This is a genomic window from Bacillus cereus group sp. MYBK245-2, assembly GCF_051916145.1.
Classification (GTDB): Bacteria; Bacillota; Bacilli; order Bacillales; family Bacillaceae_G; genus Bacillus_A; species Bacillus_A pacificus.
Window position 1 is genome coordinate 129,786 of the sequence record NZ_JBQAGB010000007.1, and the last position, 23,778, is coordinate 153,563.

Consider the following 23,778-nt stretch of genomic DNA (forward strand, 5'->3'; position numbering starts at 1 on the left):
CCCTTTTAGTACTAATCAGTACTAATTTAATGTAAAAAAAATGCTTCTTTTATCGAAGCAATTTTAAAAAATGATCTGCTGTTTTCGTAATTACAGTTGCATCCTTCAATGTTTCTGAAATAAATAACGCTCCTTCAAGATTTGTAATAAAAAGTGATGCAACCTCATCAATATGAATCGTATTTCTGAATTCTCCATTCTCTACCCCTTGTTTAAGTAATAGAGAAACTTTCTTTTGTAATCCTGTAAAAAAAAGACCTATTTTTTCTTTTATTTGCGTGGCCTGTTTAGGACTTTGAATATAAAGAGTAATAAATGGACAGCTCCCCTTATACTCTCTCGACTGAACTCCTTGTGATAATTGCTTTAAAAACAGTTGGATACGATCTTCAACTAAAAATTGGTTCTGAGAAAGTACATCATCAATTGCAGATTGATACATTTCAATCCAATAATCAACGACCGCTTCTAATAATACTTCCTTATTAGAAAAGTGATAATACACATTAGACTTTGAAACTTTGCTTACACGTACTAATTCATCCATACTTGTATAAGCAAACCCTTTTTCTAAAAATAATGTTGCAGCTACTTCAATCACACGTTTTTGATTCATTAATTTTACCTTTGTCATAACTAGAACTATATAGTACTAATTTAAATATTGCAAGTATTTATGTTCATTTAGAAAAAAGTTTGATTAAAAAAATTCCACTAACATTGATTTTATTTCAAAAAAATCTTACTTTGAATAAAGTTGAACTGACCCCATGCCCATCAAGCTAACATTTTGAAGTGCCCCCAAAACGAAAATTTCATCTTTTCATAGGTGTCCATGAGAATTTAGTTCATTTTTTTCGTTTTGGGGAACATTTAATTTCTTAAGTTAATGGCAATGTGCTTTTCCCCCAAAAAAGAAAAAACCGATTCATCCCCCATCTTCACTCCGTTTAGAGGAGGGGTCTTCTCGGTTAAATGATTAAAAACCCAACTATATAATGACTAATAAAAATTGCTACATAAATCAAAGTGATATATGGTTGATAATCAATGTAAAATTCTTTATGTGTTAACCTAAATTTATGAGGAATTAAAACCCAACTAAGGTAGTCGATAATTATCGACAATGCTGTCCATTGAATAACGGTATTAAGCATAAATTCTTTTACATTATCTGTATCTATCCCTTTGCTATATAGCCATAGAAAAACGGGAAAAATCGCAACGTTGTAAAGAACCTGATAGGGTCTAGATTTAACATAAACTGGTGATTTCAAAAAAGTTGTTCCTGCCTGTTTCGCGTTTTGCACACCAAAATATTTATTAGAGATTAGCATATGTATAAAAACTATTAATGTTGCAACACCATAAGCAAGTAACAACCATAAAAAAGAAATACCAAAATTATTAAACAACTAACTTCACCTCACTTTTAGTTACTAATACATTAGACAAATATTAGTTCAAATATATTATCCTTAAAATTCCAGTAATAGTAAATCAAATATTTAGATAAAAATTCATATTTTTTAGTTAGATACTTGATTTACCTGATAATTACCCAATTAATAAATCAAAGATTAGTTAATTAGACCCTCGTATTCTTTTTTAAATTTCAAATTAAGTCCTTCAGTTTTATTTGAATCCTTCACATATACGCTATCAAAGCCCTTCATATGCCTCAAATCAAAGTTGATTTTCTATACTCCTAAGCATAGGAGGTGAAATCAATGAGTATTATCTTCAATCGAAAGATTAGGGTAGCGTCACATGCCCATCAACCGAAGTTAAAATCATACCCTTAAAATAAAAAAACGCTATGCTTATCGTAAGCAGTTTATGGGAAAGGATGGTGTTTTTAATGAATCCTATTATTTCAAATGAACTGAATCTTTTCGCACAAGAGCTACAATACTTTTTATCTCCAGCAGTCCTACAAGATATCGCCAAACAAATTGGCTTTGTACAGCGATCTAGTAAGTATCAAGCAAACGAACTCATTGCCCTTTGCGTATGGTTCAGTCAAGAAATTGCTAGCACATCACTTGCACAATTGTGCAGTCAGTTAGAAGTTTCTACTGGGGTACTTATGAGCCCAGAAGGACTGAATCAACGCTTTAATCCAGCAGCTGTCGCATTTCTTCGAGAAGTCTTTACTTCTCTTCTCACACAAAAACTCTGTTCAAATCACTCACTTTCTGCACACGTGATTTCTGCTTTCAATCGTATCCGTATTTTAGATGCAACAGTGTTTCAACTGCCTGACCATTTCGCCACTGACTATCAAGGTTCAGGTGGGAGTAGTAATACCGCAGGCGTGAAAATCCAATTGGAATATGATTTACTTAGTGGCCAATTTCTTAACGTGCAGCTTGGACCAGGAAAGAATAATGATAAAACATACGGTACCATCTGCCTTGAAACCGTAGAGGCGGACGATTTGTGTTTACGTGATCTTAGGTACTTCGATTTAGGAGACTTACAAACCATTCATGATAGAAAGGCTTACTATATCTCGCGGTTGAAGTTGAATACACGCATTTATATCAAGAACCCTGAACCAGAATACTTCAACAATGGTGCGTAAAAAAAGCAAACAGAATACATCCAGCTTGATATGACACAAATGCTGTCTGGTCTAATCCCTGGTGAAACGATGGAAATCCCCGAGGCATACATTGGTCAAAATCAGAAACTTCCAGCACGTGTAATTATCCATCGTTTAACCGATGATCAAACGCAAACACGTCTGAAAAACCAAGCAATACGTGAAAAGAAGAAAGGCATTGTCATGAAGGATAAAAGTAAACGTTTAATGAGCATGAATGTATATATCACGAACACGTCGCTAGAAGAAGTACCGATGAACTACGTGCATTCATTATATTCACTTCGTTGGCAGATTGAAATTTTGTTTAAAACGTGGAAGTCATTCTTTGAAATTGATGAATGTAAAAATATAAAAAGAGAACGCCTAGAGTGTCATTTATATGGACAACTCATAGGTATTCTCCTTTGTTCTTCTACAATGTTTCAAATGCGACGGTTTCTGCTTGAAAAGAAAAAGCAGGAACTGAGTGCATACAAAGCGATTTATATGATTAAAGATTACTTTCCGTTACTGTTTCAAGCGATAGCCGTTGGCACAGAAGAACTTTTAAAAATTTTGCATCGCCTTTATCGACTGCTCAAAAAAAACGGTCGTAAATGTCATAGGTATAAGAAGATGACCGTTTTTGATATTCTAGGGATTGTGTATAAAACGACGGTGAAGTATAGACAAGCTGCCTAGCGAAAAAATCGCGTTTTAATAGGCTTCTTTAGCATGCCTACTTTTTTATGACTTGCTAGTTTTGAAACAAGGATCATTTCGTATCTAGTAATTTACCTGGTTAGCTTGATGGGCATGTGAACTGCCCCCCAAAATTGTTCATTCACTATCGTCTAATAGAGGTCACCATACATGCTCATCAACTTAAGAAAAAGAAATGCCCCCAAAACGAAGAAATGAGCGGCTTCTCAGAATAGCTATCTGTAGAGAAAGAAAATTTTAATTTAAGGGGATATGAAAGTATTAGCTTGATGGTGATGGGGTGCTGCTCCCCCATCGCTATCAAGCTAATATTCTGAAGTACGCCCAAAATGGGAATTTTATATTTCTATGGTTAATTAGATCTTAGTTATTTTAGGATTCCTAAATTTCCTCAGTCCAATTTAGAAGTTCTTTTCAAAAAATAGGGTTCTTAAGATAAGTATCTTAAGAACCCTATTTTTTGATTTAGCATGGAAAGTATAATCCTTTCTAATTCAGCTTTATTTAAAACATCCTCAATAATTACAACTTGATAGGCATTGTCCTTTCCTTTTGCAGGAACAATTATTTTCATCCCCTTTATATTCCTTCCAGTTCATAATTCTCTATCTTGTCATTGTCATTAATCATAAATAAAATGGATCTTCTCCTGGTTCTATAGTGATGGTTTTTTCCTTGTTCTAAAATAGCGGATTGATAAATGAATTTTTTTAAAATTAAAGAAATTGAGCGCGAAAGCAATGAAAATAAACTATTCTTTTCATAGAAATATATAGAAAGTTCGACAATCCTAATTATAAAAATTCAATCCTTTATCATTGACAGAAAATTCAAATTCATTATATAATTTTGGTATTACCAATGTCTTCAACATGTATTACCATAAAATAAAGGAGACGATGACTTGAAAGAAAAAGAACGCACCTCAGATAAAATTGTGAACGAATTAATTAAATCCATATTGGCCGGTGTTTATTCTATAGGAAGCACTTTACCGCCAGAAAGAGAGCTTGCGAAAGAATTTGGTGTTGGTCGCCCAACTATTCGTGAGGCGCTTCAACGTTTAGGAAGAAGTGGATGGATAACAGGGAGAAAAGGAATGCCATCAATTATTAATGATTATTGGAGCAATGGTAATCTAACGACACTTATTAATATTGTTGAGAATCATCATACCATTACAGATGAATTTATTATGTATTTATTAGAATTTAGAAGTTCGTTGACTCCGACTTATATTCGTAATGCTGTTACGTTTAATCAACCTAAAGTGGTTGCTCTCCTTGCTAATCTTGAGCAACTTGAAGATAGTGCAGAAAGCTATGCAGCATTTGATTGGGATTTGCAAAAAAGGTGTGCTGGGCTTGCTGCCAATCCGATCTTTCTACTCATTTTAAATAGCTTTGATTCCATTTATGTAGATATGGCAAAAAGGTATTTTTCTGTAAAAGATCATCGTGAGTTATCCTTCAACTATTATCACGATTTATTAAAAGCTGCATTAAAGGGAGATGCGATTGAAGCAGAAAGATTGTGTAAGACAACATTGGAGAAAAGCTTGGCTCTTTGGAAAGATAGAAAAAAATAAAGAAAGCTGGAGGCGTGATAAATGAAACTAAAATATTTTAAAGAATATTTTTCCTATCCTGATATTTTGATTATGAGCTGTCTTTTCCTCACTAGCTTTGGATTTATGATTTTACATTTAACCTCTATCGGAATTTGGGGTGCTTTTATTTTGGGAATGATTATGTATTCCTTAGCTGAGTACGCTACTCACAGGTTTATTTTTCATCTAAAACCACCAAAGAATGCATTTTTATTAAAAACGCTTAAGCGCCTACATTATGACCATCATACAAATCCGAATGAATTACATTTATTATTTTTACCCTTATGGTATAGTGTGCCAAACATTGCAATTTCAGGAGCGATTTTTTATTTTCTTTCATCCAGCTTTGTCATGACAAACGCATTTATTGCAGGTATTATGCTCTTTTTATTATTTTATGAGTGGAAGCATTATATCGCGCATCGCCCCCTTCAACCAATATCACCATGGGGGCGATGGATGAAAAAAGTTCATTTATGGCATCACTTCAAAAATGAAAATTACTGGTATGGTGTTACGAATCCAGCCTATGATTTTCTCATGGGAACCTTTAAAGACCAAAAAGATGTTGCCCAAAGTAAAACTGCTAAAAACCTAGAGAAACGTGGTGACCACAAAATAGAATTATAAAAATAATCCATTGTCATCATCCTGGAAATGTTGAATGAATTTTGCAGATTCGACATTTCCCAGGGAGTGGCAGGCATTTTTTCCTATTGAGTAGTACGCATGGTAATAGATTGCGTAAGGATCTTTTGAAAGTTTGTTCTGATCATTTACGAATTTATGTTCTTTTTAGAGTTATTTGTTGGAATGTCTATTGATCAATGAAAGATGAAAAATGAATGTGAAAATAAAAAAGAACTCTTTCATCTGTTGAGGAATTCTTTTCATATAAATTACGATTGGGGTACCGTCACATCACCATCAAGCTAAGAAATGCAATGCGCCAAAACGAAAAATAAGCTGCCTTCTGTCAAAAATACACGAAATTTTTAGCTTGAGGTGTTATAAAATTTTTAAGTTGATAGGTAGGGTCAATACCCCATCGCCATCACCTTAAGAATTCAGAATTACCCCAAGACGAAAAAATGAGCGTTTTTGTTACAAGTTAACACAAAATTTCGTTCTGGGGGGACTATAAAATTTAAGGTTCATAGCGATGTGACGGTACTCCTATTAAAGACATTTCTCCTTCTAAAGTAGACAGTACTTGCAATCTTAGTACGAATCACAGTTGAATTCATGTTACTTAATCGTACCCATTCCGGCAATTTTAATGTTAACCTTGACGTTGACATCGCCTTTTGCTAATTCGTTATTCCATTTATTTTGGACTTTTTTCCATTCTGGATATGTGTAAGTTCTTGCATATCTCCCAAGCCCAATAGGATCAATATTGGCAGTTTGTATTTTCTTTATTAATTGTTTGAAATCAGCTTCCAGCTTAGTTTCGATCGCCTTTTGTAATTTTGCTGCATCCTTTCTTGTATTGAACGAAAAAAGCCGTTCTGTAATGCCGACCCTCATCTTTATATCTGTATTAAATATAAACTTATTATCATATCTTACCTTTGTCTTTACTTTAATATTATATGCAGTAAAACTTATCCAATCTTTATCCTGGCTATTCGACTTTAGTTTAATTGCAATTGTAAATGGAAAATCGCCTGTAGTTCTTTGTTGCAGAATGCGTAATAATTTATTTTCATCGTATTTTAGTGTTAATTTATACCGTCCTTTTTCATCTAGCAAAGCTGTACCTGTCACAAATATTTTTTTCGTTTTTTTCATCTCAGTCATATTTGCTGTTAACCCTTTGTCTGCTATTTGTTCATGTAGTTCTTGAAGATTTGTTTTTACTGTTATATTTCTTAAAGAGGCGGTATCAACTAGTTTTGTTAAATATAGAGGAAGACGCGGCTTATCTTTTGGATTATAATAGATGACGTCTGAAACAGGTCCATCTACAGCAACAACCCTTGTGGTAACTGTATTTTTGGGATCTCGGTAAAATGGATCGAGATATTTCATCCAATTTTTTTGTTTCAGTAACCGTTTTCCAACTAAAATAACCTGTGTTTTGCTTCCCGAGGTAAGTGCCATAACAGTAGCATCAAATTGGTCTCTAGATTTTCGAACCGTAGCAGATTTCACAACAGTAGTTTCTTCTTTTACTTTTGCTTCTTTATTGAAAACAGGGCTTGATATATACACTAATAAATTATCATTACGATCTAAATCAATACCAAGAACAAGAGTAAGAGAAACGTCTTCAACATTTGTTTGATCAAAGCATCCAGTCATCATGAATACCGATAACAAAATACAACACAGTACTTTTCTTTTCAATGTATCCTCCCCTGGCGAAACTTCTCATATAGACAGCAGTACAGCCATAAAATGATAGGTAATATATAGGTTAATCCTAATCCAGCATTCGATAATACCTGTTGCCAAATTTCGGCTTCATTCCAACTAGGATGAGTCCAAAATATGAATCCGATAATGAGCAATAAGAGAATAACTACATGAGAGCTATGGTCTTGTTTTCCAAGTAATTGGCTTGAACAAAATACAGCGCAATATATGGTGGGAATCCATGCTGTGGAAACAACGGGTAAGTAAAGAGCCAATAAAATCATGTCAAAACGTTCTAAAAAACGAAACTCAATTACTTTCAGTAAATTTAGTACTGGTTGGTTAAATTGCGTAATGCTATCAGGGCTAAAATAGGCAAAGCAAACAAAAGTAGCAAATAAATAAAATAACATCGTTAAAGTATTTGCAATAACCATTCCATGGACTGCATACTGTTTTTTTTGTAAAAAGGGATATAAAAAGAACGCAATATCAAATCCTAAATAAGCAAAAATAGTGGTCGGTACAGCTGTAAATATAGGTTTCCACCCATCTTTTAAGAGCGGAAAGAATGGCATCCAACTTCCGTTCTCTTTAAGAGGTATCAAAAAAAATAATGGAATCCAAAGCATCGTATAAAAAGTAAGTTCGGAGTACCGCCCTATAATACGAGGGCCGTTACGTGCAACAAGAAAGGTAGGAATCGAAAACAAAAAGATAACGAGATAGTCAGGCGTTTTTGGAAGAAGCCATCCCTTAAGATAAAGCATAGCGTTCACAAGAACTACACAAGAATAAAAAGCGAAGTACATCATGTAAATAAAAACGAATGCTTTCCCTACTATTTTTCCAAACAATCGTATAAGAATGTCATAAATCGTGTCCTCGGGATATCTTGCAGCAGTTTTCACTATAAATACACCTGATATTGTGGAGAATATCCAACCAATCAATATTGCTATCCATCCATCTGTTCCGGCTTTTTCTGCAAGCACGCGGGGAAGCGATAAAACGCCAGTGGCCACCTGCATTCCATTGATTAAAACAATATACTGCATAAGAGAGATTTCATTATAAGCATACTTTTTCATAATTTCACCTTTTATTATGATTCTTTCCTTGTCGAATAGATTGAATGGCTCTTTTTCCCTTAGGACGTCTTCTTATTGCCCATAAAGGAAAGCGTACAAAAGCATCTTTCATATCTGCAAAACGAAACGGTGCTAATGGCCTTCCATAAGGGGTACCTAGCGATTCAAGGCTGATTAGATGTCCAATTAATGTCATCCATCCGATAACAAGTCCAACAATTCCAAATAAGGCAGCTGCTAGCATCATCGGAAAACGTAAAAATCTTACTGCCGCTCCCATATCATAATTAGGGATAACAAAAGAAGAGATGGCGGTAACAGCAACAACAATAATCATAATATTGCTTACAATTCCCGCTTGAACAGCCGCTTGTCCAATAACAATACCACCTACAATTCCAACTGTCTGACCGATTGGAGTAGGTATCCGTAAAGCCCCTTCTCTCATCGTTTCCAATGTTATTTCCATAAGTAATGCTTCCATAACTGGAGAAAAGGGTACGCGCGTTCTTGATTCTGCAATAGATAAATACAGCTCTACAGGAATAACTTCAAAATTAAAGGAAATAAACGCAACATAACTCGCAGGTAAAAATAAAGCAATCATAAAGGCGATAAAACGAAGCACCCGAATAGACGAAGCAACTAACCACCTTGTACCGTAATCATCCACTCCTTGAAAAAAGGAAATAAAATTTGTTGGAGTAATTAACACATTAGGCGAATGATCCATTACAGTTACAAATCTGCCCTGTAGAATGTGAGATACTGCCAAATCAGGTCTTTCAGTTAATATAAATTGCGGAAACGGTGAGTAAGGGTTATCTTCAATGAATTCTATAAGTTCGCCATTACTAGCAACAGCGTCGACTGTAATATTTTGAATTCGTGTTTCTAATTCCTTCAGCACATCTTCAGAAGCTACATCTTTCAAATATAAAATAGAAATTCTGGTTTTGCTTCGTACACCAATTACTATTTCTTTTATCGTTAATTCACGATAAGGAATATACCTTCGAATCATTGCGATATTTTGACTTCCTGTTTCAATGAATGCTTGATGTGCACCTTTTAGAGCTATTTCGTTATGAGCGTCTTCAACACTCCTTTGTGGCCATCCTTTTGTATCCAGTTGATGTGCTGTTGTTCGACTGTGAATTAATAAAACACTATCTCCCCCAAAAATAGCATTTTCAATCTGACTCAATGTATTAATACTCTTAATTTGTCCTAATGGAATTGGAAGTTCTGTATTGGTATTAAAATCACTATTCATCAAAGGACTTAGAACATGATTTTGAATCAATTCTTTATCTGTTAATCCAGACAAATATACTAAAGCTGCTTCTAATCCATCTACTGTTATTTGAAACCGCCGGATTACTAAATCAGGCGCTTGACGAAATATATTCTGAATATTAGCTATGTTTTTGGTTAAATCAGCGTCTAAGAGGGCGTCTTCAATATTTTTTTCCTGAAAATGAGTATTGTCTCGTATTGGAAATGACTTAGGATTATCTCTATATTTTAAACGCCTCAAAAATTTAGCCATGATTCTCTCACTTTCTATGTACTTTTTATAGTATGTTTAGTATGCATATATTAAGAAAAAATATCCTACTAACTAGAGAGGTAACATTAGAATTATTACTATAAATTTTCGGGTGCATATTTCATAAAAATCAAGTTCAAAAATAGTCCTTTAAGTTGATGGATGTGTGATACTACCAAGCTAGTAATGTGTTGCTCCCCCATATAAAGAAATTTTAAACATCTTAATCTACCTTTCCTTTATGTAAATATGGGAATAACGAAATTACCCCAAGGATAGCTAAACAAGCTCCAATCCATAGCGGGGATACAAAACCATATCCTTTACTGATCCCAAGACCACCTAGTGACGAACCAATAACAATACCTAGCGTAATAAAAGAACTATGAACGGTATTTATCATTATTCCATTACTAGCTGTTTTCATCACCCTCGCAACCATAGCTGGATTCAATGCTACACCAGTTAAACCAATAAAAATCGTAGAAATAACTGCAATGTATTTATTCTCTGCACTTAAAGCAAATAAAGACAACGCTATGATTAATATAATTAATCCACCCATAAGTATTTTCATTGTAAATTCATCAGCAAATTTGCCAATTATTATATTCCCAATTACCGTCGCACTACCATAGAGAGCAAGTAAATATGGAATACTTGCACTTGAAAAGCCTGTGACATTTGTAAAAATCGGAGTGAAATAACTAAATGCTGCAAACGTACCACCAATAATGAACATACTTGTTACGTACGCTGCCCAAAGATGAATATTCTTAAATCGCAGAAGTTCGTCTTTCCAATTTAATTGCTCTTTATTTGAAGATGATGGTAACAACCGTTGAATCATAATCCCTGATACTAGCACAAGAACCGAAACTGCCCCAAAACTAATACGCCAGCCAAAATATTGCGAAATAACGGTTGTTATAGGTAAACCTAATACAGTTGCGAACATTAAACCTGCAAGTACAATTGATGCAGCTTTTCCCCTTGAATCAGAGTGAACCAATGTCGCAGAAAAGGAAATCGCAACTCCAAAAGCTGAAGCTGAAGCAATACCAGTTATAATACGCGAAATCATCATAATATCATAGTTCCAAGCAATAGCTCCGAGCGATTGACCAATTAAAAATACGAACATTAAAAACAATAATGCTTGTTTGCTACGCATTCGTAAGAGGATTGCAGTTAATATGGGGCCTCCTATTACCATTGCTCCTGCATAAGCTGAAATTAAATACCCAATGGATGATACAGAAACCTGGAATGCAAGAGCAAGTTGATTCATCATACCTGCAACCATAAATTCTGATGTAGTCATACAAAAGATTGCTAAAGCTAGTAAATAAATAATTGATGGCATAAAAACACTCCTTATTTATTATTGTAATGATCAGTACAAAAATAGTGCGAAAAAAGAGCGCACTAAGCGCCACAAATAGACTCTATTGTTCCTTTGATAACTTGTTCAGACAACATCCGATTTTGCATCGATACATTAAGAACACGGAATCCGTAATAACTGCTTAAAAGCAGACTAGCTAATTCCTCAGCTGATTGCTTCTTTGAAATTTCACCTGTTTGCAATCCTTCCTCCATCACTGTTTCAATATCTTGTTTAAGAAGGTCAACATGCTTCGAGAAAATTTCTTGTACCATTAAATCGTTTTTAGCACGTTCTATACTGGCATTAATCAATAAACATCCTTTTTGATCGATATTCTCAAAGTCTTCTTTCAATGCCCATTCAAAAAAATTACTTAATCGTTCTTTAACTGGAATTGGAGTATGTAACAATTTCCTTTGTTCCCTAATCCCAATTTCATGGTAGCGTTCTAATACTTGTTTATACAGTTCATGTTTACTACCGAAAGTATTGTATAAACTTCCTTTTCCAAGTCCTGTATCACTGCATAAATCTTGTGTAGAACACCCTTCATATCCTCTTAACCAAAATGTTTTCATTGCAACATCTACAATCGAGGAATGATCAAACTCTCGAGGTCTGCCACGTTTATTCAATCGTATCCTCCTCTCATTTTAAAGATAACATGAATAGAATACTCCATTTTGTACCACACGGTCAATAATTTTATTTTAGATTACAAATAATTAAAAATAGCCCCATTATTCAAGTTTCCTAGCGAAAAAATCACGTTTTAATAGACTTGATTAGCTTGATGGGTATGGAGTAGTGCCCCTATAAGCAAAACCCTCCAGAAACATCTAAAATTTGCCCTGTTACCCAGCGACTATCAGAGGAAGCAAGGAATGCGACTACATCTGCAATATCTTCAACTTGCCCTATTCGTCCGAACACAGATGAATTCGTAGCAAAATTTCGTATTTCCGGATTATCTAGCAATTTCGCATTCATATCTGTCTTCGTATATCCAGGCATAATTGTATTCACTGTTATACCTCTTTCTCCGAGATGTTTAGCAAGAGGAAGTGTCATCGTATTTAATGCCCCTTTACTTAAACCGTACGCAATGGAGCCTGTAAAACCAAGTCTTACTTCAGCTGATGAAATGTTAATAACGCGCCCCTCTGCTCGTAGTATTGGTAATGTTTGCTGAATTAAGAAGAATGGTGCTTTCATATTTACAGACATAATTTCATCAAAAACTTCTTCTGTCGTATCTTCAATTGTTCCTTGTGTACCTATGCCTGCATTGTTTACTAAAATATCAATCTCTGATGTACCAACTCTTATTTGTAATTCATTCTTCAATTGTTCTACTAACTGTTTGACACCATCCATTGAATTGAGTTCTGCTTCAATTAAAAACGCTTTTCCTCCATTGGATTCAATCTCACTAATTGTTTCAGCTGCAGCTGTTTTATTTCGGCCGTAGTGAATTGCTACTAACGCACCGTCTTTTGCCAATCTTATCGCAATCGCACGACCAATGCCGCGACTCGCCCCTGTTACTAACGCTACTTTCCCATCCAGATTCTTCATTTTTTCCATCCTTCCTAAATTTCCGTTTGATAAAAACCTATACTTATATTTTCATGTAAACACCAATCATTTTAAATATAGATTTATAGGTAATTCAGTTCGTTCGCTTATGATATTATAGTTATAATTCGTAATTTACTTTAGAAAACAAAACAAGGAGGCTACACAATGCAAAACGCAGTAAAACTGGATGAAATCGATCATAAAATTATGAACTTGTTATATGAAAATGCGAGAATTTCCGTTTCAGAAATAGGACGGATTATATCCATGACGCAGCCTGCTGTAAAAGAGCGTATTAATAAACTTGAAGATCAAGGCGTTATAGCGGCTTACCGAACGAAATTTGAGCCTTCCAAAATTAATAAAAACATTCAAGCATTCATCATGTTTAAGACGAGCCAATGCTCTGATTTTATCCAATATTGTAATGCCGCTCCTGAAGTAACAGATTTATATCGAATTAGTGGGGAGTTTAATTATATGATGAAGGTCATGAGCGATTCGATGGATTCTCTCGCTGCATTTTTAGACTCTTTAATGCAATTTGGCTTGTCATCCCCTTTAATTGTTTTAAAGAGTGAATTTGAGGAGAAATTGTCGTTCTAATAAAGAATACGTATTATCCTCCGCTAACAGTAAAAGTTTTTCCTTTATGAGAAAAACCAACAAAATCAATGATTAGTAAACAAAAAAGAACATTGATATTTCAATGTTCTTTTTTATATCTCTACTTATTAATTAGATCCTTCTTCGAATAGAGTACCCTTATCCCTGATTCCTCTGTGCCTCCCTAAACTCCTCCTTCACCTTCTCTAACAACCCCTCTTCTGTAATCAATCGATACGCTGTATTCGCTAATGCTTTTGCCGATGTAATTAATGCTTTATCTCCTAGTTCTGAACGTGCTGCTTCTCTAAATTCATTCGTATGTGCAATTAAGTTATCTGGGCCGATTTTAATGTACGGGTGAATGGTTGGTACGACTTGGCTTGCGTTTCCTGCGTCGGTTGAGCCGATGCCGATTCTTTCTTTACGATTTACATCTTCACCTAGTAGTTCTAATTCTTCGGCTACGATGTCGTTATATGTTTTTGTTACGAGTAGTTCATCGATTTCATTTTGGAATTGATGGATTTTTACTTTCGCACCTGTTGCTAGCGCTGCCCCTTGTGCGATATTTTTTACTTTTTCTGTTACTTCCGCACATCTTTTTCGCGTTGCTGCACGGATGAAGAACCTTGCCGCAGCATAGTCAGGAATAATGTTAGGTGCTTTTCCTCCTTCTGTAATCACGCCATGAATCTTCACATCTGACGGAAGTTGTTGGCGAAGTGCGTTAATACTGTTGTATAGCTGAATCACCGCATCTAATGCGTTAATTCCTTCTTCAGGTGAAGCTGCAGCATGAGCTGTTTTTCCATAAAAATGAAAATCAAATGGATCGACAGCTAGTGAAGGACTCGTTGTTGCTGTCTTTCCGCTCGGATGAATCATAAGCGCCGCATCAATATTTTTAAATAAGCCTGCCTTTACATAACTCGATTTTGCGCTACCGTTCGGGCCTCCTTCTTCAGCTGGTGTTCCGAATACGACAACTTCCCCGCCAATTTCTTCAAGCGTTTCTGATAATGCAATTGCTGCTGCAACACTAATTGTGCCGATTAAATTGTGACCACACGCATGGCCAAGTCCTGGTAAAGCGTCATACTCCGCTAAAAATGCGATTGCTGGTCCTTGTTTCCCAGAGCTTTTTCGTGCGATAAATCCCGTTTCATGTCCAGCTATATTGTGCTGCAACTGAAATCCTGCACTACCTAGCAATAAACTTAACGTTCTAGATGCATAAAACTCTTGGTTACCAATCTCCGGATTCGCATGAATATCATGACTTGTTTCTATGTACTTTTCCTTATTTCTTTCGATACTCTCTTCAATTATTTTTCTTTGTGACGCTACTCCTGTCGCTCCCATTTTTCTTCCTCCTTTTATTTTCACGTAAAAAAGCCTCTTTCTAAAAGATAGAAAGAGGCTTCTGTATATACAGTCAAAATGAGCTTCTCTCTTATCTTTCAAGTTACCTTGCTGGAATTGGCACAGTATTCATAACGAATCCGCTGCCGAGGTATCATAGGGCCAGTCCCTCCACCTCTCGTGATAAGAATTTTCATAAAATTATATTAAATTACATTCATTCTAAGTTCATTCCAAATAAAAGTCAAGGAATTCCTATCCGAATTTACCGAATATCTAAAAATCCTTTTAATACACCAATTGTCTCAGGTGCTTGTAGTCTTGCACATACGTACGGAAATTCCGTACTACCTTCAAATATCATTTGAGATGTGAGCGGTGCGCCTGCCCAGAAGATTTCATCATCAATTACGATAAACGGGAAAGCTTTATTTTGTCTTTGTAACTTTACATTTTTCAGTGGAACTGGTCCGTCACTATACACCGTTATCTGTGCATTTGTGCGCATTAACACTTGCCATACTCGCTTATCCACTTGTTTTGTACTTGGAAGCGAAATAATAATTTTTCGTTTTGCGGCTAAAATATCTTTCAATAACCCTTTCGGCTCTTCAAGATTCATTTCCATAAACCAGCGTAATCGTTTCGATATTTTTCGTTCCCACAATTGTCTTGATGTCGTGCGATCATACACATCCCCGTGACGTTCTATATGAGCTGTTAATTGTGACAACGCTTGTTTTCTTGAAAGATTTTTACGCATATAATGGCAATCTGATAATTGAATGAACTTCCCTCTCGCCCTTGTCACTGCTACATTGACGAGGCGATGGTTTTTATGGTCAAAGAATAATACGCCAGGTCGCTCTTGCGGATAACTATCCACTGTATCAAAGATCATCATATCCCTTTCAGAACCTTGGAACTTATGAACCGTTGCTGCTAAAACAGGTATGTGACGATACTTCGTTTTTTGCAACATTTCTCTCATACACGTTGATAAAAAGCGGGATTGCGCCCTGTAAGGTGTAACAACACCGATCGATTGAACACCGTCTAACAGTCCGATTAACATCATTTGCATCGCTACTAAACCAGACATAATATTAAAACGAGACCCTGAAGCAGCGTCTTTTAACGAAAATGCTCCCATTAAGCTCGTATCAAATAAAACACTCGCCTCATTTGCGAACGGCTGCAATTGCGCAAGTTCTTTACGCTCTGAAACAGACGGATGATCGTATACTCTATTTTTATAAATAAACGAGTTTGTAAACTTAGATATATCCGCATGCATACGTCTTTGTTCCTGCAGCATAAACAGGTTCGGGTGTGCTTCTGATTTATTAACAGACTCAACAATCCCGGCATGGTAAAATATATCTTCCCCAAGCCATTTTCGAACGAGTTCATGGTTCGCCATCGCAATTGGAGGTAACTGTAAAAAATCACCACATACGACGATGCGTTTTCCAAGTGATGCAGCTAATGCGATTTGCGGAACATATGCCATACTTGCTTCATCTACAACAACTAAATCAAATGTACGCTCATAAATAAGTGAATCAATGGCACATTTCGATAAAGTTGCGCCGATTACTTTCGCATTTTCAATGTATTCTTTTTCTACCTCTTTAATTTTCGCTTTTTGCTTTCGAAGATCACTTTCAATCTCTTGTATACGCTTCTTATCAGCAGACGTCGCTTTATATGATAAAATCTTTTCACGAAGCTCTTGGCGTGTTTCTTCTAAATAGAGCCTTTCTTCTCCCCAAGATCCATTCGTCGTTTCAACTAACTTCGACGCAAGTAACGTTTCATGATTTCGTATATGTTCATGTTGACTATAACCGTAACGAACAATTTCACCAGGCGTCCATTTCTTTTTCTTTTCAATTTGCTTCGTTACTTCGCTCATTAATACGTCTACTGCCGCATTACTATGGGCTAACACAAGTACCGACTTTCCTTTTTGATAATGAGCTGAAATAATACGTGATAAGTTGTAAGACTTCCCTGTTCCAGGCGGTCCCCACACGTACGTCGTCGGATTGTAAAACGAACGATACGCCAATTCATTTTTCGGATTTTTCATCTTCTCAATATGTTTCGGACTACTCGTCCCGTCAACAAGACGCTTTATACGATTACGTTTTAGCTTATCTTTACGCGCTTCTTTTAATCGCTCTTGTAGTTGCTCTAACAATTGCCACGGTTCACTATATAAAACCGCTTCTCGTATTTCACCTTGTATATAATCATTTAACTTCAGTTCTATTTCTAATCCATGTACAGATAATACTTCCCCTGTCGCTTCCTCACCATCGAACTCAATTCGAATCGGTGAACCTTCAGGTAAGCTTACTTCCGAAATAAGCTGAAATACGTATACTGTACTTTCATAATCTGTATATAAAAAACGACCGTTCATGATAGAAATTTTACTACCACCTATCGTTTTCCAATGTTTAATTTCATACGCTAATGCATAATGCCACTCTTTCATCGTTTCCGATAATGAAGGAGTTTGAGTAGGTGTATTCATCGTATAATCTCCTTCCTTCTCCCCAAACATACTTTCTCACTATACCATATAACACGCTAAAATTTGTAAGGTTTTTATCTTGCTTATTTTCTTAATTTTCAATAACATATTGTATATAATTTTCAGAAAGAAGGAATCTACATGCCAGTTAGAAGAATTGAACACGTCGGACTTATGGTTGCAAACCTAGAAACATCTATCGCATTTTATGAAGAAGTAGTTGGCTTACAACTCATTAAACGTATGGGACACCCGAATCCAGACTTAAAACTCGCTTTTTTAGGTGTGGAGGAATCAAAAGAAACGATACTCGAATTAATTGAAGGCTACAACTCTTCCCTTCCGGCGGAAGGAAAAGTACATCACATTTGCTTTAAAGTGGATTCATTGGAGGATGAAATCGAAAGACTACAGAAACACGAAGTAACCTTCTTACTAGGAGAAGAAATCGAAACATTACCAGATGGAACACGTTACATATTCTTCGCTGGTCCTGATGGAGAGTGGATTGAGTTTTTTGAGACGGAGAGATAAAGGAATATTTTAATAATAGAACCAGATTTTATAGTAAAATAAATACCATGGTATGAATGTACGTTTTACATATGAACCCAATAAACCATGTGCTTATAGAATTGAGAAAGACTTTAAAACAAATAAGTTATATATTTTAAGACAGTAATACTCCAAGCAATATAGTTAGAACGTCAGGAACTTAAATGATTTAAGATTCAAATATGGGCAGCCCGACCCCCGCCTAACTTCTTTGCTTTCGCCGAATTTTGAGGTGAGGGTCTTACCGCCCATTAAAGCGGGATAAAAGTTAAAGTATACGACTCAGGAAAAGAAGGTTTTGTAGTGTGCTGCGCATTCAAGAATTAATTCTTACGTAGGGAGTGCTTATATGAAAAGATTGAAACATGTAATATTGCTATTATTATGTTTCTTATGTCTAAGTGGTTGTAATCAAGAAAATGGAGCTGAGATACAAGAATATATAAAAAAAAAACACGGTATTGATGTTGTTGTAGCACATTGGAGCCCGATAAATGAAAATAATGGGGGTGATACCTACCATACTGTGCAAGAAAAAAATAACAAATATCTAAAATTCCGAGTAAAGGTACAAGGTCTCCTCTATTCATATCCAGTAGGTGATGAATACCAATATGGAAAAAAAACATATGAGGAATATAAGAAATTCAAACCAATACTAGAAGAAATAAAAAAATTAGGTTACGTGGAATCTGAAACGGAAAATGTTCTTCAATATATTTTAGATAATAAAAATCCAGATGAAGGAAAACCAACTAATGAATTATTATTAACTTTACAAATGAGTAACGAGATTGACTTTAGCCAATTGGATTCAGTAGAATTAGATCGTTTATATGCTCTATTTCAACTCATTCAGAGGAATAATAAAAAGATAACAGAACTAGAGATTAAGGATCAAAATGGTGAATCTTTAGGTGGTCCTTTTAAAAATGTACAAAACATAATAACAAAAGAAAAATTGTTACAAACAATGAAATCTACGATGTCAGATGCCATAAACAAATATTAGGGAAATTGGATTAGAGCACACACCACAGTAGAGACGAGATTACATGAAATGCTAAACGATTGATTTGCAATTAAAAGTATTACTTATTCAAGTTCAGATAATGAGGATAGTCGAAAATATTTAGTGACTTTAGTTATTAATACTACGAATAATATATTTGAAAACAATTCCCCTTTAAGGATTTAATCAAAATACCATAATCCTTAAAGGGGGTACAGCCGAGAAACGTGTAAAAACTAAAAACGTGTTTTAAAAAAAGATTGAACAAATTAACCTAAGGTTCTATTCTAGAGTTTTTGCTGCATAATCTCCGTAAAAGTAAGAATTATCTAACTCATCATATTTAGGAGTAGCAATTATAGTGTATTTACCATCTTCATCGACTTCAAACAAAGCTACATTATTATATTCCGATCCCCCATTTGAATCATCTACTAGCATATCAATGTTGAATATCCCTTTTGTTAATACTCCACTTTTTTGAAAGTCTTCAATTAGATCTTTGGCCTTTGGAATAGGATGTTTATTTTTAGACATGTCAAATTTAAATAGAAAATTCACCACACCTAAATACCTGATATTATAATTTTCACGTCGGGGGTCACTTGGTATTAATGTAGGTAAAAGTTTAGTAGTATTTATCTTTTGGTTCTTTTTAAAATCATCAAGTATCTCTTGAGAATAAATTATATTAAACTCAAAGTTGTCATAAGGAAATATATGAACAGAACCATTTTCTACCGAGATAAATTTATTAGGGTATTTAACTAATCCATATTTTTTTATGATCTGTTCAATTACTTGAACTACTTCTGGATGTTGCTCAATATATGCCCCCTTGAATTGTTCGAGATAGATATCGTCACTATCATCTTTTAAGATTTTCAAAGTATCTCTTTCAATCATGAAGAACGGATAAGCATGATATGGCTTTTTCATTTCTACATAAGTTTGATGGCCAATTCCTCCAAACCAATTATTATCTGTCTGAATAATAGAAAACTCCCCTTGTATTCCATAGTTTGTTTTTAGATATTCTTGTATGGGTTGATTCAGTTTATCTTTAGAGAAATAACAGCCACTAAGAATCAAGAATGATGTACTTACTAAGATGACTTGAATCAGTCTTTTCATACTATTCATTTTTCCCCCTACATTTCTTAAGTTTTAATAATATTATAACACTTACATCTAACTAAATTGCCACGATGACCTAAATACACTTCTTTACAATCTTAACGAAACAATTAATAAGATTACTCTATAATCTGGCACAATTACTAAATAACATGACTGGTATTTTTACAACAATTCTATTATTTCTGTACAAAAGGAGATTTATATGAGAGATATCGTCAGGTTTTTAGAAAATTTACAGGTTAAGAGTATGCAAATTTTTTATGTGGATCTTCAGTTAATTCAGTAACAAACGTGAATTCTAAAACTGAGCTAGGAAAGGAATGTATAAAGTGAAACTTTAATCAGTGGGGATTTTGTTCATCCCCCACTGATTATCAGCCCTCACCAATCGGGCTTTTACGGGCAGCCCGCCCCCCACCTAACTTCTTTGCTTCCGCTGAATTTTGAGGTGGGGTCTTACTGCCCGGCGAATAGCGGGATAAAAAATACATAGATCCATATAACAAATAGTGTATAAAATCACTACTGGTTTTTATAAGTGAATCATTTGTATTCCTGTCTATATAATTTAAACGAATAAATAGCTCCAATAAAGAATACAAATGCTTCGAATAATATAAAGATTTGACGGAAATTCTCAATATCTTTACCAACTAAAGAAATAAATATAGCATTCATAAGAATTTGAGTAGTAAACATACGAGAAGTAACTTTTAAATAAATAACATTTGTTCTTTTAGCTGGTTTACCAATTTTTTTGTAAATAAAAATAAGTGCAATTACTGAACCCAAAAATAGAAATGCTGTAAGTCCTACAACGATATTAAAATTGCCTGTACTTTCTAACATCCATTTATTTAATAGATCAATCATTATTATCTTCCTTTCCTACATAAAAAGAATATTTTCTTCTTCTATTTCACTATAATAAAAAAAGAAAAAGGAAAACATCGAACTTTCTTACAAACATTCGTGTATTCTTACAATTTTGTCATTTTGTAAATGTATTCATCGCCTTGCCTTTCACTATTTTCTTTGGAAAACATAGTGAATTACGAAAAAGAGCGCTACAAGATTAACTTTCCAGAATGAGACGTTATGTAAATCACACAGATAGATAGCAGTATACAGCTCTTCTTTTATGGTACACTTCAATAAAAGGGGGTACGAGGTTTGAAAAAGTGGATTAAAATCACAGCAAGCTTAGTTATTGCTATAGCAGTTGGTATTTTTACTGGTTACAAAGTCGGTACATATGCAGGTTCAGACGTTAAGGAAAAGCAGACTGATAAAATTAAAGGGGAAGAGGTAATACTTGACCTCAATTCTGATCGTCATATAATTAGTGCAATGCACAAAATGACTCATCAAAAAGTATTATCTCATGAAAAGCAAGGATTCATTAAAATGACTCCAGAAAACATCGAAACAGTACGTCAAGTAATTGATGAAAGTAATAGTGGAACCTTACAACATAAAGAACAGTACCTCAAGATTTTGGTTCGTTGGTATGAAGGCGATTTCTCTCAATCCGTTGAGAAGCATAATTTATTATGGGAATTGGAAAATAACAGCACTGGTCAAGCATACGAATTAGCGACATCAGAACAAGAAGAAGCATATATTCTAGAACAAGGGAATTCTGAAAAGCAATAAAAAAATGGACCTGTTATCAGGTCTTTTCTTGTATTTTCTCTGTTATCCCCTTTAAAAACAGCTTAAATCATACAACCTTCCCTCCCCTAGTTACTGAATAATAGTTTTGTTCATAATTTCGTAACATGTATAGACAGGTATATATGTTATAATCAACTTAGCAAATTACAATAAATTTGCATTTCCTGTGCCCCTTACCTCCCAGTAAGGGGCGTACCCTTTTCTAAGGAACTATATGCCGACATACGTATTCCTATTTATATAGGAATTTTTTTATAAAGGAAGAATGCAAAAAAGAAGGGATTATCCCCTTCTTTTTTTGCATTCTGTGTCTCTTATTATTTACTATAACCACGATTCAGCTCCGTTAACTTTTCATTGATGTTAAAAATTCTTACTCTAATATCTTTAACACCAGCTGCTTCAAGTCTGTTCTTGTGCATTTCCGCGTATTTTTCAGCATCTTGTTTTTCTTCAAATACATAGATGCCTCCAGCTTCTTTTGTTTCTTCATTCTCTGTCCATATTTTCCAGTGGAATCCTTCTTCTTCATTAATACTTTTTGCTAAATCCCAAAATCCTTTTTCCATTTCTTCACCAAAAGGACCTTCAAACGGAAAATCAACTTGTAATAAATATGCCATCTTCGCTCACTCCTATTTTCAATATTTTTCAATTCGAATGCAGATAATATCTTAAATGAGTGCTGCTATTATTCCTGCACTCATTTGAAATTTCACCTACATTTTCACAACCCCTTTTATAAAATAATTACAAAATGATAGCAACTTGTACGTATATAGTTTAACGGCTTTAGATTATGTTTAAAAAACATGATAACAACTTATCCCTAAACTAAGGACAAACAAAACAAGTGCAGGTATCGCTTTCTTAAAGGGATCTCTCGCTAATACAATAAGAGTTAATGCAGCTGCCAGCATCGTACCGCCTAACAACAATCCTGCTAATAAAGCTACTGTTGGAACCCAAATTCCTATCAACATTCCAATCGCTCCTACAATCTCAAAAGCTCCGGTTAAGAAATTAAAAAACGAAGGCAAACCAAATCGCTTAAACTCCTCTGCCATTTTCCCAGATATAATTTTCGTTCCTGTCATTAAAAAGAATAGAAACAGCACTGCTTTTACAATATTGATGAAAATTAAAATAGTAATCACATCTTTCTTATTTATTTAACAATTAATATGCTATAGCATGTATAATACGGAATCTTGACTGGTACTAGGAAAAAACGTAATCCTGAATCAAATATCATACAAAATAAAGATATCTCCATCATTCCTTAAAACGAAATTATATGCTATAGCATATATAATACCTAAAACAATATTTGTTCCTTATAAATAGCATAGCATCAATAAGGAACAAATATTAATAGCGTGTATCATACAATTTGTTTAATAATGATTGTAATACTTTAATCTCTTCCTCGCTCAAATTACTCGTCACGAAATGGTGAGCGTCTGTCACTACAGGTAAGATTGTTCTTTTTAACTCGTCACCTTTTTCAGTTAAAAAAAGGTTATGTGAACGTCGATCTTGCTCATTCAAAGCCTTCTTTACAATCCCTTTTCTCTCCATTGACTGTATCATTCTTACGACAGTAGTTTGATCTTTATCAATCGCTTCTGCTAACTCTTTTTGAGTAGTGGCTCTTTGGCTACAGAGAACACTAATAATCCCCCACTGCTCTGGCGTAACTCCAAAAGGTTTTAATTTCTTCGTAAAATAATTGGTCATTTTCACATCAGTACGATGAACAAGATAGCCTATTAAATCATGTAAGTTCATGTATCACCTCTATAAATTAATATATAAAAGAGTATAGCATACCAGTCAATTATTCACAGTGAATGTATTCATTTTATTAATTACATGCTATGGCATATATATTATAGTAGGTCATTTTAATTGTCAAATGAATTACCTCTTATTTTTCTACAGTATGAGTCCAGCTTATTAAAAATAAGAAAATCCC

The 23,778-nt window shown here is 34.6% G+C and carries 20 protein-coding genes, 2 pseudogenes and 1 riboswitch; of the genes and pseudogenes, 7 read left to right on the forward strand and 15 right to left on the reverse strand.

All coding sequences use genetic code 11. The annotated features are described in order from the left end of the window. Positions 1 to 49: 49 nt before the first annotated feature. Together ACTFRN_RS14085 and ACTFRN_RS14090 are read right to left on the reverse strand one after the other, a co-directional pair. A complete protein-coding gene (locus tag ACTFRN_RS14085) occupies positions 50 to 616 on the reverse strand; it encodes a TetR/AcrR family transcriptional regulator (protein ID WP_001072309.1) in 567 nt (188 codons plus the stop codon). A 355-nt stretch (positions 617 to 971) separates the two neighbouring features. Then, positions 972 to 1,415, reverse strand: coding sequence for a hypothetical protein (locus ACTFRN_RS14090; protein WP_088106683.1), 444 nt, complete (start codon positions 1,413 to 1,415; stop codon positions 972 to 974). Between the two features lie 446 nt (positions 1,416 to 1,861). On the opposite strand from ACTFRN_RS14090, the pseudogene ACTFRN_RS14095 reads away from it, so the two are divergent. The 3 genes and pseudogenes from ACTFRN_RS14095 (at position 1,862) to ACTFRN_RS14105 (ending at position 5,555) form a co-directional block, all read left to right on the forward strand. Next, positions 1,862 to 3,292 (forward strand): annotated as a pseudogene (locus tag ACTFRN_RS14095) (IS4 family transposase). 925 nt (positions 3,293 to 4,217) lie between these two features. Next, complete coding sequence (locus ACTFRN_RS14100) at positions 4,218 to 4,901, forward strand: GntR family transcriptional regulator (RefSeq protein WP_000659655.1); 684 nt, start codon at positions 4,218 to 4,220, stop codon at positions 4,899 to 4,901. Between the two features lie 21 nt (positions 4,902 to 4,922). Next, positions 4,923 to 5,555 carry a sterol desaturase family protein gene (locus tag ACTFRN_RS14105; RefSeq protein ID WP_014893607.1) on the forward strand — a complete coding sequence of 211 codons (633 nt, stop codon included), beginning with the start codon at positions 4,923 to 4,925 and terminating at the stop codon, positions 5,553 to 5,555. 618 nt (positions 5,556 to 6,173) lie between these two features. On the opposite strand, the gene ACTFRN_RS14110 is transcribed toward ACTFRN_RS14105, so the two are convergent. The 6 genes from ACTFRN_RS14110 to ACTFRN_RS14135 form a co-directional block, all read right to left on the reverse strand. After that, positions 6,174 to 7,277, reverse strand: a complete 1,104-nt coding sequence (locus ACTFRN_RS14110) for a Ger(x)C family spore germination protein (RefSeq protein WP_000824426.1) — start codon at positions 7,275 to 7,277, stop codon at positions 6,174 to 6,176. Next, on the reverse strand, positions 7,274 to 8,377 hold the full coding sequence (locus tag ACTFRN_RS14115; RefSeq protein WP_000759651.1) for a GerAB/ArcD/ProY family transporter: 1,104 nt from the start codon (positions 8,375 to 8,377) through the stop codon (positions 7,274 to 7,276). The genes ACTFRN_RS14110 and ACTFRN_RS14115 overlap by 4 nt, the downstream gene beginning before the upstream one ends. A 4-nt stretch (positions 8,378 to 8,381) precedes the next feature. Further along, a complete protein-coding gene (locus ACTFRN_RS14120; protein WP_001051406.1) occupies positions 8,382 to 9,929 on the reverse strand; it encodes a spore germination protein in 1,548 nt (515 codons plus the stop codon). A 223-nt stretch (positions 9,930 to 10,152) separates the two neighbouring features. Beyond that, positions 10,153 to 11,295, reverse strand: coding sequence for an MFS transporter (locus tag ACTFRN_RS14125; RefSeq protein ID WP_001139237.1), 1,143 nt, complete (start codon positions 11,293 to 11,295; stop codon positions 10,153 to 10,155). Between the two features lie 62 nt (positions 11,296 to 11,357). After that, positions 11,358 to 11,954 (reverse strand): TetR/AcrR family transcriptional regulator, encoded by a 597-nt coding sequence (locus ACTFRN_RS14130; protein WP_001042184.1) that lies wholly within the window; start codon positions 11,952 to 11,954, stop codon positions 11,358 to 11,360. 178 nt (positions 11,955 to 12,132) lie between these two features. Beyond that, positions 12,133 to 12,897, reverse strand: a complete 765-nt coding sequence (locus tag ACTFRN_RS14135) for an SDR family oxidoreductase (RefSeq protein WP_000792644.1) — start codon at positions 12,895 to 12,897, stop codon at positions 12,133 to 12,135. A 168-nt stretch (positions 12,898 to 13,065) separates the two neighbouring features. Here ACTFRN_RS14135 and ACTFRN_RS14140 point away from each other — a divergent pair, with 168 nt between their 5' ends. Beyond that, on the forward strand, positions 13,066 to 13,506 hold the full coding sequence (locus tag ACTFRN_RS14140) for an Lrp/AsnC family transcriptional regulator (RefSeq protein ID WP_001178569.1): 441 nt from the start codon (positions 13,066 to 13,068) through the stop codon (positions 13,504 to 13,506). 159 nt (positions 13,507 to 13,665) lie between these two features. Here the strand turns inward: ACTFRN_RS14140 and ACTFRN_RS14145 are convergent, their stop codons facing one another. Together ACTFRN_RS14145 and ACTFRN_RS14150 are read right to left on the reverse strand one after the other, a co-directional pair. Next, on the reverse strand, positions 13,666 to 14,871 hold the full coding sequence (locus ACTFRN_RS14145; RefSeq protein WP_088106684.1) for a M20 family metallopeptidase: 1,206 nt from the start codon (positions 14,869 to 14,871) through the stop codon (positions 13,666 to 13,668). Positions 14,872 to 14,959: 88 nt separating this feature from the next. Next, a riboswitch (SAM riboswitch) is annotated at positions 14,960 to 15,061 on the reverse strand. A gap of 75 nt (positions 15,062 to 15,136) precedes the next feature. Continuing rightward, complete coding sequence (locus ACTFRN_RS14150) at positions 15,137 to 17,446, reverse strand: AAA domain-containing protein (RefSeq protein ID WP_041184513.1); 2,310 nt, start codon at positions 17,444 to 17,446, stop codon at positions 15,137 to 15,139. Positions 17,447 to 17,557: 111 nt separating this feature from the next. On the opposite strand from ACTFRN_RS14150, the gene ACTFRN_RS14155 reads away from it, so the two are divergent. Both ACTFRN_RS14155 and ACTFRN_RS14160 read left to right on the forward strand, forming a co-directional pair. Next, on the forward strand, positions 17,558 to 17,950 hold the full coding sequence (locus tag ACTFRN_RS14155; protein ID WP_001145275.1) for a VOC family protein: 393 nt from the start codon (positions 17,558 to 17,560) through the stop codon (positions 17,948 to 17,950). Positions 17,951 to 18,320: 370 nt separating this feature from the next. Continuing rightward, positions 18,321 to 19,160 (forward strand): annotated as a pseudogene (locus tag ACTFRN_RS14160) (hypothetical protein); the annotation flags it as partial. 105 nt (positions 19,161 to 19,265) lie between these two features. On the opposite strand, the gene ACTFRN_RS14165 reads toward ACTFRN_RS14160, so the two are convergent. Both ACTFRN_RS14165 and ACTFRN_RS14170 read right to left on the reverse strand, forming a co-directional pair. Further along, the gene (locus tag ACTFRN_RS14165) at positions 19,266 to 20,126 is read right to left on the reverse strand and encodes a hypothetical protein (protein WP_001087491.1); all 861 of its coding nucleotides are present in this window, start codon (positions 20,124 to 20,126) and stop codon (positions 19,266 to 19,268) included. A 540-nt stretch (positions 20,127 to 20,666) separates the two neighbouring features. After that, positions 20,667 to 20,996 (reverse strand): hypothetical protein, encoded by a 330-nt coding sequence (locus tag ACTFRN_RS14170; RefSeq protein ID WP_000566276.1) that lies wholly within the window; start codon positions 20,994 to 20,996, stop codon positions 20,667 to 20,669. 300 nt (positions 20,997 to 21,296) lie between these two features. Here ACTFRN_RS14170 and ACTFRN_RS14175 point away from each other — a divergent pair, with 300 nt between their 5' ends. Then, a complete protein-coding gene (locus tag ACTFRN_RS14175; protein WP_088106687.1) occupies positions 21,297 to 21,779 on the forward strand; it encodes a PRK06770 family protein in 483 nt (160 codons plus the stop codon). Between the two features lie 338 nt (positions 21,780 to 22,117). On the opposite strand, the gene ACTFRN_RS14180 is transcribed toward ACTFRN_RS14175, so the two are convergent. The 3 genes from ACTFRN_RS14180 to ACTFRN_RS14190 form a co-directional block, all read right to left on the reverse strand. Continuing rightward, positions 22,118 to 22,423 (reverse strand): monooxygenase, encoded by a 306-nt coding sequence (locus ACTFRN_RS14180; protein WP_088106688.1) that lies wholly within the window; start codon positions 22,421 to 22,423, stop codon positions 22,118 to 22,120. A 180-nt stretch (positions 22,424 to 22,603) separates the two neighbouring features. After that, positions 22,604 to 22,954 (reverse strand): DoxX family protein, encoded by a 351-nt coding sequence (locus tag ACTFRN_RS14185; RefSeq protein WP_088106709.1) that lies wholly within the window; start codon positions 22,952 to 22,954, stop codon positions 22,604 to 22,606. A 217-nt stretch (positions 22,955 to 23,171) separates the two neighbouring features. After that, the gene (locus tag ACTFRN_RS14190) at positions 23,172 to 23,591 is read right to left on the reverse strand and encodes a MarR family winged helix-turn-helix transcriptional regulator (RefSeq protein WP_001048554.1); all 420 of its coding nucleotides are present in this window, start codon (positions 23,589 to 23,591) and stop codon (positions 23,172 to 23,174) included. Between the last annotated feature and the right edge of the window lie 187 nt (positions 23,592 to 23,778).

Excerpts from the sequence above, each read along its gene's own strand:
- ACTFRN_RS14125 (WP_001139237.1), bottom strand. The coding sequence starts at position 11,295 with ATGCCATCAATTATTTATTTACTAGCTTTAGCAATCTTTTGTATGACT.
- ACTFRN_RS14120 (WP_001051406.1), bottom strand. The coding sequence starts at position 9,929 with ATGGCTAAATTTTTGAGGCGTTTAAAATATAGAGATAATCCTAAGTCA.
- ACTFRN_RS14145 (WP_088106684.1), bottom strand. The coding sequence starts at position 14,871 with ATGGGAGCGACAGGAGTAGCGTCACAAAGAAAAATAATTGAAGAGAGT.
- ACTFRN_RS14170 (WP_000566276.1), bottom strand. The coding sequence starts at position 20,996 with ATGATTGATCTATTAAATAAATGGATGTTAGAAAGTACAGGCAATTTT.
- ACTFRN_RS14180 (WP_088106688.1), bottom strand. The coding sequence starts at position 22,423 with ATGGCATATTTATTACAAGTTGATTTTCCGTTTGAAGGTCCTTTTGGT.
- ACTFRN_RS14115 (WP_000759651.1), bottom strand. The coding sequence starts at position 8,377 with ATGAAAAAGTATGCTTATAATGAAATCTCTCTTATGCAGTATATTGTT.
- ACTFRN_RS14150 (WP_041184513.1), bottom strand. The coding sequence starts at position 17,446 with ATGTTTGGGGAGAAGGAAGGAGATTATACGATGAATACACCTACTCAA.
- ACTFRN_RS14085 (WP_001072309.1), bottom strand. The coding sequence starts at position 616 with ATGAATCAAAAACGTGTGATTGAAGTAGCTGCAACATTATTTTTAGAA.
- ACTFRN_RS14190 (WP_001048554.1), bottom strand. The coding sequence starts at position 23,591 with ATGAACTTACATGATTTAATAGGCTATCTTGTTCATCGTACTGATGTG.
- ACTFRN_RS14155 (WP_001145275.1), top strand. The coding sequence starts at position 17,558 with ATGCCAGTTAGAAGAATTGAACACGTCGGACTTATGGTTGCAAACCTA.
- ACTFRN_RS14140 (WP_001178569.1), top strand. The coding sequence starts at position 13,066 with ATGCAAAACGCAGTAAAACTGGATGAAATCGATCATAAAATTATGAAC.
- ACTFRN_RS14135 (WP_000792644.1), bottom strand. The coding sequence starts at position 12,897 with ATGAAGAATCTGGATGGGAAAGTAGCGTTAGTAACAGGGGCGAGTCGC.
- ACTFRN_RS14105 (WP_014893607.1), top strand. The coding sequence starts at position 4,923 with ATGAAACTAAAATATTTTAAAGAATATTTTTCCTATCCTGATATTTTG.
- ACTFRN_RS14165 (WP_001087491.1), bottom strand. The coding sequence starts at position 20,126 with ATGAATAGTATGAAAAGACTGATTCAAGTCATCTTAGTAAGTACATCA.